Here is a 14,509-nt window from a genome sequence, read left to right on the forward strand (position 1 = left end):
CACTATACCCCCAAAAATGGAGGTGGCAATGGCGGGTAAACATGGTGATGAAACTTTCGCCAAGGCACGGCGTTAAAAGAGTGATAACATCTTATGGCGATGCCATACGCTTTTTTATGCTTGATATGTGCTTAATTACTCGAAATATACGGATTAAGGCCGTTAACGTGCGCCAGATCACACAATAATCCATTAGTTAAACTAATCTCAAATTCCAATTTTTCTCGTTTGTTGTTCTTATCATGCCTGACTACAATGACCACGTTTTCCGGAAGTGTCTGCTTCGCAGATTGTGAAAACAAAGAACATTTTATCGCTGTGTCTGACACATCGATATCATCCCTGGTTCTTATGCTTGACTTCCTTCCTTCAATTTGTTGATTGCAATGCTTATTCTTTTGCGGCCCACTTGGAATCAAGTGGGCTTTTTTTTTTACATCCCCATTTGCATCCCTGCCCAACAAAAAAGACCGCGTTGGCGGTCTTTTATATGAAGAAAATTTAATCCTCAGATAGCTTTTGTTATCTGGATTACCACCCGGCGGTTTCGCTGACGCTCATCCGCCCCTTGGTTGGAAGCCACGTGACGCGTTTCGCCGTGGCCTTCTGTCTGAATACGGTCAGCGGGGATGCCTTTGCTGACAAAAAAGTCCTTTACTGAATCCGCGCGCTTGTCAGACACCTTTTGGTTCAGGTTACGGCCGCCGTGGCTGTCGGTATAGGCATTGATGAGGATAAGCTCAACATCGGGGTCCAGGCTCAGGTATTCCTGCACCCGCGCCAGCTGTGCCTTGGAAAAACGGGTCAGCTCAGTTCCACCCGACTCATAATTGAGCACGGTAAAGGCGATATCATCGAAACTGTAGGGCAGCAAGCCAGATAAACACTGACGAAACTCAGTGTACTTGCGACGGAAATTGGCGGCCGACAAACCCACGGCAACCTTATTGTCGCTGTTGTACCAGTCGGCGTAATAGAAAGTGGGCTCACGGCCGCGCTCAAGCTCGGTCAGCATCGACCAGGCGGCCTTTTTGGGTACTTCGCCGTTAAAGTCTCTCATATAAGACAGCCTGGTAATGGTCGACTGAACTTCGCCGGGGCGCCAGGAGGGAGCCTTACTCACCAGGGTTGCCGCCGTGGCCGCATCGGGTTTCGACCACATATCCAGAGTAAACAGCAGATTCTGATCTTTACCGGCAGCGCTGGAAAACACGGCTTTGCCGTAAGCAGGGATATCATGCTCCAGACTGCAGCGAATACGGGAGTTTTCGGCCAGGCGCCACTGGGAGTCGGCAATGGTGGCCACGTAGTGACGCATGTCGGCCGCCGCGCCCAGTGGCAGCAGCAGTGCAGATAGAATAAAGCAGTTACGCCACATAGGAATTCTCACAATTCAATGCTTACTCTGGAACTATCGACCAATATTCCCGGTTCTTTAGCGCAGATTTTGCGCAATCGAACATGACAGCCAAGGCGCCTTTTAGCATAATAGCGCCCTTTGCAACGACCAGAGAATTCAGGATGTCTGACGCCTTCAACCCCAACAAGCTCAAGTACCGGTTCCGTGGCTATTATCCTGTGGTAATAGATGTGGAAACCGCCGGCTTCAATGCCCAGACCGATGCCTTGCTGGAAATTGCCGTCACCCTGCTGACCATGGACGATAACGGCATGCTGGCGCTGGATAAAACGCTGCATTTTCATATCGAGCCCTTTGAAGGCGCTAATCTTGAACCTGCTGCGCTGGCCTTTAACGGCATAGACCCAAGCAATCCGCTGCGTGGCGCGGTCAGCGAAAAAGACGCGATACTGGAAATTTTCAAGGCGGTGCGCAAAGGCATGAAAGCATCAGATTGCCACAGAGCCGTGATTGTGGCCCACAATGCCGCATTCGACCATGGTTTTGTTAGCAAGGCGATTGAGCGCAGTGGCGTTAAACGCTCACCATTCCATCCCTTTGCCACTTTCGACACCGCCTGTTTATCTGGTCTGGCCCTGGGGCACACCGTACTGGCACAGGCCTGTAAAATCGCCGGCATTCCCTTCGACAATAAAGAAGCCCACAGTGCCCTCTATGATACTGAGCGTACCGCCGAGCTCTTCTGTTATATCGTCAACCGCTGGAAGTCCCTCGGCGGCTGGCCGTTACTGGGCGCAGGCGCCCTTGAAGAGACCGAGGATGCGACAGCGGATAACGAAAACGCCGCTGTCGATGCCGAGGCCAGCGCTGGCGAATAAGCGAAAACCCCGCTCCATCTGCTTATAGCGCCCCTTAAATCAACAACAGCCAGGCAAATCACAGAAATGAAAAAGCCGCCCTTGGGCGGCTTTTTTATGCGATTCAACGTGATCCAGATATTGGATTACAGGTCGTCAGCGTTTTCACTCAGGTAAGCAGCAACGCCGTCTGGGCTGGCGCTCATACCTTTCTTACCTTTTTCCCAACCGGCTGGGCACACTTCGCCGTGCTCTTCGTGGAACTGCAGCGCGTCAATCATACGCAGCATTTCATCAACGTTACGGCCCAGTGGCAGGTCGTTCACTACCTGGTGACGTACCATACCTTCCTTGTCAATCAGGAAAGAACCACGGAAAGCCACACCGGCTTCTGGATGCTCTACGTCGTAGGCCTGGCAGATTTCGTGCTTAACGTCAGCCACCAGAGTGTACTTAACAGGGCCGATACCGCCCTTGTCTACTGGGGTGTTACGCCAGGCGTTGTGGCTGAACTGAGAGTCGATGGACACACCGATCACTTCAACACCACGCTTGGTGAACTCTTCCATGCGGTGATCGAACGCGATCAGCTCAGATGGGCACACGAAAGTGAAGTCCAGTGGGTAGAAGAAAACCACGGCTGCTTTGCCCTTGATGGCTGCAGTCAGGTTGAAGTTGTCAACGATTTCGCCTGAACCCAGAACGGCAGCAGCAGTAAAATCGGGGGCCTTGCGACCTACTAATACGCTCATTGGTAACCTCCATCTATGGATTGAGCTAGGGATAATACGAACTTTCCTGTTAGATATTCAGCATTATAAGAGGTGCCATGAGCCTGACAACCCAATTTGGAGGAATATCACACAATTGCTCCGTTCCCCGGTCTGTCAGAGCAATTTATCGCCGTAAAGCCCCCTGCATTTCCGGGGCTTTTCAAGTGGCACGACCGCACTGGATCACAATTGGCAAATTTGTATGCGAATTCGTGCCCATTGCTGGACAAGCAAGGGAAACACTGTCAAAAATAGCCCTTTTGATTGAAGACAGACTTATCCATGATGAATTCCGTGGTTATTGCCGTGTGCCTGATGCTTGCCCTCAGCCTTGCACGGGTAAACGTGGTTATCGCGCTGACCATCAGCGCACTGGTCGCCGGGCTTTGGGGCGGCATGGGGCTGACAGCCACCATTGATGCCTTTAACACGGGCCTTGGAGGCGGTGCCCAAATCGCGCTGAGCTATGCACTCCTTGGAGCCTTTGCCGTGGCCCTGTCACATTCGGGGCTGACCACGGTAATTTCCCGCTCTGTGATTAAAAAACTGGGCCGGGAAAACGATGCCAAAGCCCTGGGTACAGTGCGCATGTTGCTGTTGGTTTCACTGCTTGCCATGGCCATGGCGTCCCAGAACATTCTGCCTATTCATATCGCCTTTATCCCCATTCTGGTGCCGCCATTGCTGCACCTGATGTCAAAGCTCAAGCTTGATCGCCGCCTGGTGGCCTGTGTACTCACCTTTGGTTTGGTGACCACCTACATGGTGCTGCCTGTGGGCTTTGGTGGCATCTTCCTGAACGACATTCTGCTGGCAAACCTAACCGGCAATGGCCTGGAGGCCAGTCGCGAACAGGTGCCCGGTGCCATGCTGATTCCGGCACTTGGGATGATCCTGGGCCTGCTCATCGCTGTGTTTATCAGCTATCGCAAACCCAGAAGCTATGTAGAAGAGCAAATCCTCGCGGCCGAGCCCGAGGAACGCATCCATGGTCGTAGCCTTATTATCGCCGTGGTTGCCATTGTGGCGACCCTGGTGGTGCAGCTTGAAACCGACTCCATGATTTTTGGTGCCCTGATTGGTTTTATGGTGTTCAGTCTCTCGGGCGCGATGAAGCATGTGGCCGATCAGGATATCTTCACCCAAGGCGTGCGCATGATGGCAAATATCGGTTTTATCATGATTGCTGCCGCAGGCTTTGCCGCCGTGGTCAAGGCCACAGGCGATGTGGGTAATCTGGTGTCGTCCCTGGGCGAACTGATTGGCGACAATAAGGCGCTGGCGGCGTTCCTGATGCTGCTGGTAGGCCTGCTTATCACCATGGGTATTGGCTCATCCTTTTCTACCATCCCCATTATCGCCACCATCTATGTACCATTGGCGCTCTCCTTTGGCTTCTCGGTACCGGCCACCATTGCTCTGGTCGGCACAGCGGCCGCGCTGGGTGATGCGGGCTCACCGGCGTCTGACTCAACCCTCGGCCCTACCGCCGGGCTTAACGCCGATGGACAGCACGACCATATGCGAGACAGCGTGATCCCAACCTTCATCCACTACAATATTCCGTTGTTGGTATTTGGCTGGATTGCGGCCATGGTGCTTTAAGCGGGCTGATAACCCAAAGAGACCTACTGCAAGATACGAAAAAAGCGCCCGAGGGCGCTTTTTCATTTAAGGCAGCTGTTTACAACTGCTTACTTGGTGCCAAAAATCTTGTCACCGGCATCACCGAGGCCTGGCAGAATGTAGCCATTTTCGTTCAGGCAGCGGTCAATAGAGGCTGTGTAGAGCTCGATATCCGGGTGGGCCTTCTCCAGTGCGGCCAGGCCTTCGGGGGCGGCAACCAGCACCAGGGCCTTGATTTGCTTACATCCGCGCTGCTTGAGCAGGTCGATAGTCGCAATCATGGAGCCACCCGTGGCCAGCATGGGGTCAACCACCAGCGCAATGCGCTCATCCACCTGGCTGCACAGCTTTTCAAAATACGGAACTGGCTCAAGGGTCTTTTCGTCGCGGTAGATACCCACCACAGAAATACGGGCACTGGGGATATGCTCGAGGACACCGTCCATCATACCAAGACCGGCGCGCAGGATAGGCACGACAGTCACTTTCTTACCCTTGATTTGCTCAACCTGTACCGGGCCGTTCCAACCTTCAATGGTCACGGTTTCAGTTTCTAAATCGGCAGTGGCTTCGTAGGTGAGCAGACTGCCCACTTCGGCAGCCAGTTCACGGAAACGCTTGGTGCTGATATCCGCTTCTCTCATCAAGCCAATTTTATGGCGAACCAGGGGATGTTTTACTTCGACGACTTTCATGTCTACTCCTGTGACTTTTGGCGTTTTTCAGGCAAATTTCTGGAATTTTAGATGATTTGTTCTCTCGATAAAACATAAAGTTTTGTTCAAACGCCGAATCGTGAAGCCTGTCGCGGCTTATACCGCCAAAAGCACATTTGATAGGCAAAACTACCCTTTCGACACCCCTCACAAACTGCTAGAATACGGCCCCAATAAAAACCACTCGATGTACCCTACTAGAGGATCCTCCGTGAGCACTCCTACCCCACTGAGCTATAAAGACGCCGGTGTCGATATCGATGCAGGCAACGCACTGGTGCAAAACATCAAGTCTGCCGTTAAGCGCACCCGCCGCCCTGAAGTGATGGGCAACCTGGGTGGTTTTGGTGCCCTGTGTGAACTGCCGACCAAATACAAGCACCCAGTGCTGGTATCCGGTACCGACGGCGTGGGAACCAAGCTGCGTCTGGCCATCGACTTCAAGAGCCACGACACCGTGGGTGTTGATCTGGTCGCCATGTGTGTGAACGACCTGATTGTGCAGGGCGCTGAGCCGCTGTTCTTCCTCGACTACTATGCCACCGGCAAGCTGGACGTAGAGACTGCCACCTCAGTGGTAAACGGCATCGGTGAAGGCTGCTTCCAGTCAGGTTGCGCCCTGATTGGTGGTGAAACCGCCGAAATGCCTGGCATGTACGAAGGCGAAGACTACGACCTGGCCGGTTTCTGCGTAGGTGTGGTTGAAAAGGCCGACATCATCGACGGCACCAAGGTGAAAGCCGGTGATGCGCTGATTGCCCTGGCCTCAAGTGGTCCTCACTCAAACGGTTATTCTCTGATCCGTAAGGTACTGGAAGTGAGCAAGGCCGATCCTCAAATGGATCTGAACGGCAAGCCGCTTATCAAGCACCTGCTGGAGCCTACCAAGATTTATGTCAAATCACTGCTGAAGCTGATTGCCCAAAGCGATGTACATGCAATGGCGCACATCACCGGCGGCGGTTTCTGGGAAAACATCCCACGCGTACTGCCTGAAAACTGCAAGGCCGTAGTGAAAGGTGACTCCTGGCAGTGGCCTGTGGTATTCGACTGGCTGCAAACTGCCGGCAATATCGAAACCTACGAAATGTACCGCACCTTTAACTGCGGTGTGGGCATGGTTGTTGCCCTGCCCGCCGACAAGGTGGATGCGGCCCTTGAACTCCTCAAGGCCGAAGGCGAAAACGCCTGGCACATCGGCCATATCGCCGCCCGTAATGGCGATGAAGAGCAGGTGGAGATCCTCTGATGAGTTGTCGCGTCGTTGTCCTTATCTCCGGCAGTGGCAGTAATCTGCAGGCCATTATCGACCAGAGTCAGGGCCGTGGCGGCGTTGAACTGGTTGGCGTTATCAGTAATAAGCCTGATGCCTATGGTCTGGTCCGTGCCCACCATGCCGAGATAAACACCAGCTGCGTTATCGCCCAAAAAGGTGAAAAACGCGCTGACTATGACGCGCGCCTCACGGCGGCCATTGAAGCCTATCAGCCAGACTTGATTGTGCTGGCAGGCTTTATGCGCATTCTCAGCGAAGGCTTTGTCAGCCGCTATCTGGGTAAAATGCTGAATATCCATCCGTCACTGCTACCCAAGTACACCGGCCTGGATACCCACCAGCGTGCCATCGATGCCGGTGACAGCGAGCATGGTGCCAGCGTGCATTTTGTCACCCCTGAGCTTGATGCCGGCCCTGTTATCCTGCAGGCGAAGGTACCCATCTATGAAGGTGACGACGCCCAAACGCTTGCCGAGCGGGTACATGAGCAGGAACATGCCATCTACCCTTTGGTCGTCAAATGGTTTGCCGCAGGCCGCTTGAAGATGGACGCCGATGGCGCCTATCTCGATGGCAACCTGATTGGTCCAAGCGGCTACGCCCCGGACTGAGCAGACTAAAGCAAGAAGCACACTATTGCTGCTGAACGAAAAAAAGAGGCCCGGTTGGCCTCTTTTTTTATCCGTTAATCTATTTTCCACGAGGTGGCACTCGGGTCACTCCGACCCCGAATCCTTTCAGTTAAATCCAGACATCCGCCGCTAACTTGCTCTGTTATCGTTGAATTTGCCGCCGATTTGGCTTTAGATAAATGGGCCGTCCATTCTTTTCGCCAGCGACGGAACCTTGAACAGGATTTTTCAATGAAAAACATCATCTGTGATATCGACGGAGTACTGTTGCACGACAACAAACTGGTGCCCGGCAGCGACAAATTTATTCATCGGGTGCTGGAACAAGGCAACCCCTTGGTTATCCTGACCAATTACCCGGTACAAACCGGCAAAGATCTGCAAAACCGCCTCGAAGCCGCAGGCATCAATGTCCCCGAGGAATGTTTTTACACCGCCGCCATGGCCACCGCAGACTTTTTGAAGCATCAGGAAGGCAGCAAGGCCTTTGTGATTGGCGAAGGCGCCCTCACTCACGAACTCTACAAGGCCGGTTTCACCATCACCGACATCAACCCCGACTTTGTGATTGTGGGTGAGACCCGCTCTTACAACTGGGACATGATCCATAAAGCGGCGCGGTTTGTAGCCGATGGCGCCCGCTTTATCGCCACCAACCCCGATACCCATGGCCCGGCGTTTTCACCAGCTTGTGGCTCCCTGTGCGCCCCCATTGAGCGGATCACCGGCCGCAAACCCTTTTACGTGGGTAAACCCAGCAGCTGGATAGTGCGCTCGGCCTTAAACCACATCAACGGCCACTCGGAAAACACCGTTATCATTGGCGATAATATGCGCACCGACATTCTGGCGGGTTTTCAGGCGGGTCTTGAGACCATACTGGTACTCACAGGCGTCAGCCGTCTTGAAGACATAGAGAAAGAGCCGTTCAGGCCCAATCATGTGTTTAATTGTGCCGGTGACATCGATATTCTCTGACCCGCACCAACGCCAGCGCGGCACCACACTCCCATATGTTTGAGCGTGCGGGCAAGCCCGGGTACATGCACCCCGGGTATGTTCACAAATTGACACATAAAAATGGCCGTTTGCCTTGTCATGGGTAAGCGGCCTTTGTCATTATGGGCGCCGCAAATCAAACGCAAAACACAATAACAACAGAATACCAACAAGGTACCCTATGAAATCACTGCTCCCTCTGGGACTTGTGCTGCTGACTGCCTGCAGTCAGGGCGGCCAGACTGCCGCCACGGCGCCATCGCCGGATTTTAATGAGGCGCGTTTCAGGAACGACATCAAAATCCTCTCTTCTGACGCCTTCGAAGGCCGCGCGCCCACCACCACCGGTGAAGAGCGTACCCTCGACTACCTCACCACAGCGTTTAAAGCCGCCGGACTCAAAGGTGCCAACAATGGCAGCTTTTTACAAAGCGTGCCCATGGTGACCTATAACGCCTCGGAGAATCAGGCCGTTCGCCTCGGCAATCTTCATCCTGCCTACCGCAAAGACATAGTGCTGGGCAGTCGCCACAACAACCAAGGCGTAGAGATAAGCAAAGCGCCGCTGGTGTTTGTGGGCTATGGCATCACAGCACCTGAATATGACTGGAACGATTACGCCGGCCTGGATATGCAGGGCAAGATTGCGGTTATCCTGGTCAACGACCCCGGATTTGCCGCACCTGAATCGGGCAAGTTCAAAGGCAAGGCCATGACTTACTACGGCCGCTGGAGCTACAAGTTTGAAGAAGCGAGCCGCCAGGGTGCCCTTGGCGCCATCATCATCCATGATACGGCGCCCGCATCCTACCCCTGGTCTGTCATTGAAAACAGTTGGACAGGGCCGCAGCAAGACCTGGCAGATGCCAGTCAACATGACAACCGGGTTCAGGTAGAAGGCTGGATGACCCAGGATACCGCCAAGGCGCTCTTCGATGAGGCGGGCCTGTCACTGGACACCCTGAGCCAACAGGCCGCACTCACGCCGGGTAACCACGACCTCAAGCAAAGTGCCGATATCGCCTTTGCCAACAGTGCCACCTTTACCGACAGCCATAACCTGGTAGCAACCCTGCCCGGCACCGACAAAGCCGACGAGCATATCCTTTTTACCGCCCACTGGGACCACATCGGCAAAGACGACAGTCGCGACGGCGATAAAATCTACAACGGCGCGCTCGACAACGCCTCTGGTGTCGCCGGTATTGTAGAAATCGCCCGTCAGTTTGCGGCGCTGGATGCCATGGGCTTTAAAAACCGCCGCTCCATCACCTTTATCGCCACCACGGGTGAAGAGCAGGGTCTGCTTGGCTCACGATACTATGCCGCCAATCCACTGTTTCCCATCGACAAGACCATTGCGGTGCTGAACCTCGATTCGACCAATGTGTTTGGCCGTACCAAGGACTTTACCATTGTCGGCAAGGGACAATCCCAGCTGGAAGACTATCTTGTCGCCGCGGCCAAAACTCAGGGACGGGAAGCCGTGGCCGAAAAGAATCCGGCCTCCGGCGGCTTTTTCCGCTCCGATCACTTCAGCTTTGCCAAGCTGGGGGTTCCGGCAGCCTTCGCCGGTGGTGGCAGCATTCCCCTGGACGATGCCACCGCCGCTTATAAGGCGAAGATGCAGCTGAAAATGAAAGGTTGCTATCACAACGTGTGCGATGAATATCGCGCCGATTGGGATTTGTCCGGCGCCTTGCAGGATCTGGCCATCTATTACGATGTCGCAAGAACCCTGGCCAACAATGAGCACAAACCCGGGTATTATCAAAAAAGTGAGTTTTACCCGTTAAGACCCGCGAACTAGATCTCCACCACAGGGCACCCCAAGGGTGCCCTGTTTGTTTTGTACGCATTCAAACCGTGTACCATCCAACCACTTAAAATTACACTGCATTACGGATACACCAAGAGCCCGGCTCTTCTGCACAGAACAATTTAACTATCCATAATGAAACGCAATGAATTTTGATGATAATTCATTTAACTACGCCACCAAGTGAAACCATCACCACAAAAGTGGCAATAAAAATCACTTTTCATTATTTTTATTGTTTGCTTATCGCAGAATTCGCTGGCAAAGTGACAAAACATTGATGCCTATGAAGTGACGTGCGGAGTTTGTTATGTGTTCGATATTTGCCATTCTCGATATCCAGTCTGATGCCTGCGCCATGCGCCAGGTTGCCCTGGAGATGTCCAAGTTATTGCGTCACCGTGGTCCCGACTGGTCAGGTATTTACGCCGACGACCACGCCGTGCTGGCCCACGAGCGCCTCGCCATTGTCGATATAGAACACGGTGCCCAGCCGCTTATCAGTGACGATGGCAGCCTGGTGTTGGCAGTGAACGGCGAAATCTACAACCACAAAGAACTCAAGGCAGAGCTTGGCGACAAATACAGCTACCAGACCAACAGCGACTGCGAAGTGATCCTGGCGCTGTATCAGGAATACGGCAGCGACTTTCTCGATAAACTCAACGGCATCTTCGCATTTGTGCTCTATGACAAGGCCAAGGGCAGCTACCTGATTGGCCGCGACCATATCGGCATCATTCCGCTCTACACCGGCCGTGACGCCAAGGGTAACTTCTATGTGGCCTCAGAAATGAAGGCATTGGTGCCCGTGTGTAAAACCGTCGAAACCTTTGCCCCCGGCCATTACCTGTCAAGCACAGACGCCGAGCCCGTGCGCTACTATCAGCGCGACTGGCAAGCCTTTGACGCTGTGGCCGACAACGAGGCCAGCGTAGAAGAACTACGCGCGGCACTGGAAGCCGCGGTCAAACGTCAGTTGATGTCAGACGTACCCTATGGCGTGTTGCTGTCCGGCGGGCTGGACTCGTCCATCGTGTCGGCCATTACCCAAACCTTCGCCAAGCGCCGCATTGAAGACAACGATGAAAGTGAAGCCTGGTGGCCACAGCTGCACTCCTTCGCCGTGGGCCTTAAAGGTTCGCCAGACTTGGCCGCATCACGCAAGGTAGCCGATGCCATTGGCACCATTCACCACGAAATTCATTTCACCTTCCAGGAAGGGCTGGATGCCATCAAGGACGTGATTTATCACCTGGAAACCTATGATGTAACCACCATTCGCGCGGCCACGCCTATGTACTTGATGGCGCGTAAAATCAAGGCCATGGGTATCAAGATGGTACTCTCCGGCGAAGGCGCTGATGAGCTTTTTGGCGGTTACCTGTATTTCCACAAGGCACCAAACCCTCAGGCCTTCCATGAAGAACTGGTGCGTAAACTCGACAAGCTGCATCTGTTCGATTGCCTGCGTGCCAACAAGGCCATGGCAGCCTGGGGCCTCGAAGCGCGTGTCCCCTTCCTCGACAAGGAATTTATGGATGTGGCGATGCGCTTGAACCCTGCGGCCAAGATGTCCGGCAAGGGCAAAATAGAGAAGCACATTTTGCGCGAAGCCTTCGAGCACAAGCTGCCTGCCGAAATCGCCTGGCGTCAGAAGGAGCAGTTCAGCGATGGCGTGGGCTACAGCTGGATTGATGGCCTCAAGGAACAGGCCGCGGCTCAGGTGGACGATTTACAGCTGGCCAATGCCCGTTTCCGTTTCCCGCACAACACGCCGGAAACCAAGGAGGCCTATTTCTACCGCTGCTTCTTTGAAGAGTTGTTCCCGCTGGAGTCTGCGGCCCTTACAGTCCCCGGTGGCAAGAGTGTAGCCTGCTCGACACCAGAGGCCCTCGCCTGGGATGCCAGCCTGCAGGGAATTATCGATCCCTCCGGCCGTGCAGTGCGCGAAGTGCACGCACAGAGCTACTGACAGCCGCTAACCTGTAGTGCGCGGATTAGCCAGCGGATAAGAGCTGGTTGGAACACCTTCAGTTAATTGCATAAAAAAGCCCTGTGTTGAACACAGGGCTTTTTCATCGCTGGACTTTTATCTGAGCGGATCCAAACGGCGGGGATTTACCGCAGCGGCTGTCCGCGCAGCGCGGCCATCTCTTCCAGCCGCTCTTTGGCACTTGCCAGTATCAACTGCTGCCGCTGTGGATTGGCCTGATGCCAATCGAGGATTTCCTGATAGCTGCGCCCACACCCCATGCAGATGTCCTCATTGGTCAGGCAGCAATTGCGAACGCAGGGAGATGGCAACTTATCCATTTCAGGTCAACTTCTTAAAGTAGTGGGCTTTTTCCAGCTCGCGCACTTCCATGGTCAGACTGGATGCCCGAATATGCATGGCATCGATGGCATTGGCCATCGCGTCCATCAGCGCCCGCTTTTGCTCACTGCTTCGTCCGGGCATGATGCTGATGTCGACATGGATAAAGCTATCAGTGCCCTCCCCGGTTTGCGCCGCTTCGGCGCGATGGGCGCGGGTTTTAATGGATGCCGGCTCAAACAGGCCACTGGCTACCATTGCACTGTGACAGGCACGCGTCAGAGCTTCGGCAACATCATGTCCGTCAACATTGGCTGAAAAATCAATAATACAATGAGGCACTTGAGCTCCTATTCAGACCAAACGGCATATTCATTGCCACTGGGACAGGCAAAGTGAAAACGTCGACCACCGGGAAAGCTGAAGACGGACCGGACTATACGGCCACCCTGGTGCATGATTTGCTCCTGTTTCGCCGCCAAATCATCGCTGTAAAGTACCAACAATGGGCCTGCCGCGGCGGTGAAGCTTACGTCGGCCAGATAAAAGCCGCCGTCGATGCCGGCATCCAAAAAGCAGCTGTATTCAGGGCCATAATCAAGAAACGCCCAGCCAAACACTGCACTGAAAAACGCCTTGGTTTCAGCCAGCTTACTGCAGGGAATTTCCAAATAGTTAATGGTATTTACGCGGTTCATCATGCTTCCTTGGCGCCGATGGGCATTTACGCCTTACGACTGATTTTTACCGTATACCGGTCAGTTTATGCCTGTAACAGCCCGGCGACAAGACCGATAAGACCGCCAAACACCCCTCCCCACACCACAAGCCAGCCCAAATGCTCCCGGATCATGTCCTGTACCAGGCGTTTGACCAGTTCGGGGGTGAGTTCATCGAGGCGATTTTGCACTATCTGCGCTATCTGATTCTTAAAGTCTGACAGCATATCCGGCTGTTCCAGTGCGGATTTAAGCTGCTCGTGGAAATTATCAGACGCGGCAATGTCGATAAGGGACGCCTTCATTTTTTCTTCGAAGGGAGCCTTCATAGGCGCCAGGGCTTCTACGCCACCGAACATGGCCAACATACCACCAAAGGACGACTGGGCAACCGTTTCCACCAAGGCATCAAAGGCGGGGGTTAAATCGACGCCGGCGATGACCCCGGATAAGTCCAAAGCCCTGTGGCCGGCGCCGTCACTCAAAAAGCGGTCTATATTTTCGTCGGTGAAAAACTGCTGCATCATGAGTTCGTGAATTGCCTTTTTAAAGGACTCGAACTTGGCAGGGATCACACCAGAGCCATAAAGCCCGGGCACTTTTTCAAACAACATGTGCACGGCCAGCTCGTTGGTAAGCGCGCCGGAGAGTGAAAACAGACCGACCGAGGTCAGCAGTGGTTGCCCACCCGCAAAGCCCGCTGCCGTAACGGCCGCAGCCAACCCATTGGTTACCAGCCCTTTATTCATGTAATTCCCCCAGTTGGACAACAAACAAAACGACGGCATTCTAGCAAGGAGTCCAACCGAGGCCAACGTCCTCAGCGCTGGGCAAGTACCTGATAGATACTGCGATCGCCGGTATCTGTGTTCAGTACAACAGAAGTGTTGGCATCTACCAGGGTACGACGCACGCACAGCACGTCGGTTTCATTGGCAAGCTCCATGGCTTTGCCGGCAAGCAAGTCTGCCACACCGTGATCGCGATACGCAGGCGTAACGTAGCTGTCATCGAAATACCACAGTGGCTTGAGATGCAGGGATGAATAGGAGGGATAGAGCTGAATAAATCCCACCGCGTTGTGTTCGTCCAAGGCGACGAAAATCACAGAGTCATTTTCGGTCAGGCGCGCTGACAGAAACTCACGCACGCCAATGGCGTCGGACGTAGAGCCAAGACTCTGGCGGTAGGCATTAAACAGTGGAACAAGATTGTCGAGATCGTTGTCGGTGGCTAAACGTATTTGCATGCTTCTTCCTTGAATTATCCAAAGCTCCGGGGCCCAGAAAGACTCGAGTGAAGGTAACACAATGAAATTAAAAAAGACACTGACGAAGCTGCGGCTCTTTTCTATGCTAATTACTGGCTTAGCCATGGCAATCACCGGCTAATACTGCTTTGCGAAAGGTGATGAA

15 protein-coding genes are annotated in these 14,509 nt (G+C 53.7%); 7 read left to right on the top strand and 8 right to left on the bottom strand.

The features are described from left to right. Window positions 1-508: 508 nt before the first annotated feature. On the bottom strand, window positions 509-1,378 hold the full coding sequence (locus K0H79_RS10850; protein WP_220067889.1) for an OmpA family protein: 870 nt from the start codon (window positions 1,376-1,378) through the stop codon (window positions 509-511). A 143-nt stretch (window positions 1,379-1,521) separates the two neighbouring features. Between K0H79_RS10850 and rnt the strand changes: the two genes are divergently transcribed. Then, window positions 1,522-2,238: a ribonuclease T gene (gene rnt / locus K0H79_RS10855; RefSeq protein ID WP_220075799.1), complete on the top strand. Its 717-nt coding sequence runs from the start codon at window positions 1,522-1,524 to the stop codon at window positions 2,236-2,238. A gap of 125 nt (window positions 2,239-2,363) precedes the next feature. Here the strand turns inward: rnt and K0H79_RS10860 are convergent, their stop codons facing one another. After that, on the bottom strand, window positions 2,364-2,969 hold the full coding sequence (locus K0H79_RS10860) for a peroxiredoxin C (RefSeq protein ID WP_011760207.1): 606 nt from the start codon (window positions 2,967-2,969) through the stop codon (window positions 2,364-2,366). Between the two features lie 306 nt (window positions 2,970-3,275). Here K0H79_RS10860 and K0H79_RS10865 point away from each other — a divergent pair, with 306 nt between their 5' ends. Then, window positions 3,276-4,595 carry a Na+/H+ antiporter family protein gene (locus K0H79_RS10865; protein WP_220078147.1) on the top strand — a complete coding sequence of 440 codons (1,320 nt, stop codon included), beginning with the start codon at window positions 3,276-3,278 and terminating at the stop codon, window positions 4,593-4,595. Between the two features lie 89 nt (window positions 4,596-4,684). On the opposite strand, the gene upp is transcribed toward K0H79_RS10865, so the two are convergent. Next, on the bottom strand, window positions 4,685-5,311 hold the full coding sequence (gene upp / locus K0H79_RS10870) for a uracil phosphoribosyltransferase (protein WP_220064840.1): 627 nt from the start codon (window positions 5,309-5,311) through the stop codon (window positions 4,685-4,687). 232 nt (window positions 5,312-5,543) lie between these two features. Between upp and purM the strand changes: the two genes are divergently transcribed. The 5 genes from purM to asnB all read left to right on the top strand — a co-directional run bounded on the left by purM (window position 5,544) and on the right by asnB (window position 12,033). Beyond that, window positions 5,544-6,581 (top strand): phosphoribosylformylglycinamidine cyclo-ligase, encoded by a 1,038-nt coding sequence (purM, locus tag K0H79_RS10875; protein WP_220075800.1) that lies wholly within the window; start codon window positions 5,544-5,546, stop codon window positions 6,579-6,581. Beyond that, window positions 6,581-7,219 (top strand): phosphoribosylglycinamide formyltransferase, encoded by a 639-nt coding sequence (gene purN / locus K0H79_RS10880; protein WP_220075801.1) that lies wholly within the window; start codon window positions 6,581-6,583, stop codon window positions 7,217-7,219. Before purM ends, purN begins: the two co-directional genes overlap by 1 nt. Window positions 7,220-7,471: 252 nt before the next feature. Then, on the top strand, window positions 7,472-8,218 hold the full coding sequence (locus K0H79_RS10885) for an HAD-IIA family hydrolase (protein WP_220064843.1): 747 nt from the start codon (window positions 7,472-7,474) through the stop codon (window positions 8,216-8,218). Between the two features lie 202 nt (window positions 8,219-8,420). Next, a complete protein-coding gene (locus tag K0H79_RS10890) occupies window positions 8,421-10,049 on the top strand; it encodes a M28 family metallopeptidase (RefSeq protein ID WP_220075802.1) in 1,629 nt (542 codons plus the stop codon). A 319-nt stretch (window positions 10,050-10,368) separates the two neighbouring features. Next, window positions 10,369-12,033 carry an asparagine synthase B gene (gene asnB / locus K0H79_RS10895; RefSeq protein WP_220075803.1) on the top strand — a complete coding sequence of 555 codons (1,665 nt, stop codon included), beginning with the start codon at window positions 10,369-10,371 and terminating at the stop codon, window positions 12,031-12,033. Window positions 12,034-12,179: 146 nt separating this feature from the next. Here asnB and K0H79_RS10900 read toward each other — a convergent pair whose 3' ends face one another. From K0H79_RS10900 to K0H79_RS10920, 5 genes are all read right to left on the bottom strand, one after another. Next, window positions 12,180-12,374: a DUF1289 domain-containing protein gene (locus tag K0H79_RS10900; protein WP_220075805.1), complete on the bottom strand. Its 195-nt coding sequence runs from the start codon at window positions 12,372-12,374 to the stop codon at window positions 12,180-12,182. 1 nt (window position 12,375) lies between these two features. Continuing rightward, on the bottom strand, window positions 12,376-12,717 hold the full coding sequence (locus K0H79_RS10905) for a 5-carboxymethyl-2-hydroxymuconate Delta-isomerase (protein ID WP_220075806.1): 342 nt from the start codon (window positions 12,715-12,717) through the stop codon (window positions 12,376-12,378). An 8-nt stretch (window positions 12,718-12,725) separates the two neighbouring features. Continuing rightward, window positions 12,726-13,073 (bottom strand): VOC family protein, encoded by a 348-nt coding sequence (locus K0H79_RS10910; protein ID WP_220075807.1) that lies wholly within the window; start codon window positions 13,071-13,073, stop codon window positions 12,726-12,728. A 65-nt stretch (window positions 13,074-13,138) separates the two neighbouring features. Next, window positions 13,139-13,843: a DUF445 domain-containing protein gene (locus K0H79_RS10915; protein WP_203324111.1), complete on the bottom strand. Its 705-nt coding sequence runs from the start codon at window positions 13,841-13,843 to the stop codon at window positions 13,139-13,141. 71 nt (window positions 13,844-13,914) lie between these two features. Then, window positions 13,915-14,343, bottom strand: coding sequence for a GNAT family N-acetyltransferase (locus K0H79_RS10920; RefSeq protein WP_220075808.1), 429 nt, complete (start codon window positions 14,341-14,343; stop codon window positions 13,915-13,917). Window positions 14,344-14,509: the final 166 nt, after the last annotated feature.

The organism is Shewanella sp. FJAT-52076, assembly GCF_019457455.1.
Lineage (GTDB): Bacteria > Pseudomonadota > Gammaproteobacteria > Enterobacterales > Shewanellaceae > Shewanella > Shewanella zhangzhouensis.

What these genes read in the sequence shown, in the direction of transcription:
- K0H79_RS10885 (WP_220064843.1), top strand. Translation starts at nt 7,472, where the DNA reads ATGAAAAACATCATCTGTGATATCGACGGAGTACTGTTGCACGACAAC.
- K0H79_RS10850 (WP_220067889.1), bottom strand. Translation starts at nt 1,378, where the DNA reads ATGTGGCGTAACTGCTTTATTCTATCTGCACTGCTGCTGCCACTGGGC.
- purN (WP_220075801.1), top strand. Translation starts at nt 6,581, where the DNA reads ATGAGTTGTCGCGTCGTTGTCCTTATCTCCGGCAGTGGCAGTAATCTG.
- K0H79_RS10910 (WP_220075807.1), bottom strand. Translation starts at nt 13,073, where the DNA reads ATGAACCGCGTAAATACCATTAACTATTTGGAAATTCCCTGCAGTAAG.
- K0H79_RS10860 (WP_011760207.1), bottom strand. Translation starts at nt 2,969, where the DNA reads ATGAGCGTATTAGTAGGTCGCAAGGCCCCCGATTTTACTGCTGCTGCC.
- K0H79_RS10900 (WP_220075805.1), bottom strand. Translation starts at nt 12,374, where the DNA reads ATGGATAAGTTGCCATCTCCCTGCGTTCGCAATTGCTGCCTGACCAAT.
- rnt (WP_220075799.1), top strand. Translation starts at nt 1,522, where the DNA reads ATGTCTGACGCCTTCAACCCCAACAAGCTCAAGTACCGGTTCCGTGGC.
- K0H79_RS10915 (WP_203324111.1), bottom strand. Translation starts at nt 13,843, where the DNA reads ATGAATAAAGGGCTGGTAACCAATGGGTTGGCTGCGGCCGTTACGGCA.
- K0H79_RS10865 (WP_220078147.1), top strand. Translation starts at nt 3,276, where the DNA reads ATGAATTCCGTGGTTATTGCCGTGTGCCTGATGCTTGCCCTCAGCCTT.
- K0H79_RS10890 (WP_220075802.1), top strand. Translation starts at nt 8,421, where the DNA reads ATGAAATCACTGCTCCCTCTGGGACTTGTGCTGCTGACTGCCTGCAGT.
- asnB (WP_220075803.1), top strand. Translation starts at nt 10,369, where the DNA reads ATGTGTTCGATATTTGCCATTCTCGATATCCAGTCTGATGCCTGCGCC.
- K0H79_RS10920 (WP_220075808.1), bottom strand. Translation starts at nt 14,343, where the DNA reads ATGCAAATACGTTTAGCCACCGACAACGATCTCGACAATCTTGTTCCA.
- upp (WP_220064840.1), bottom strand. Translation starts at nt 5,311, where the DNA reads ATGAAAGTCGTCGAAGTAAAACATCCCCTGGTTCGCCATAAAATTGGC.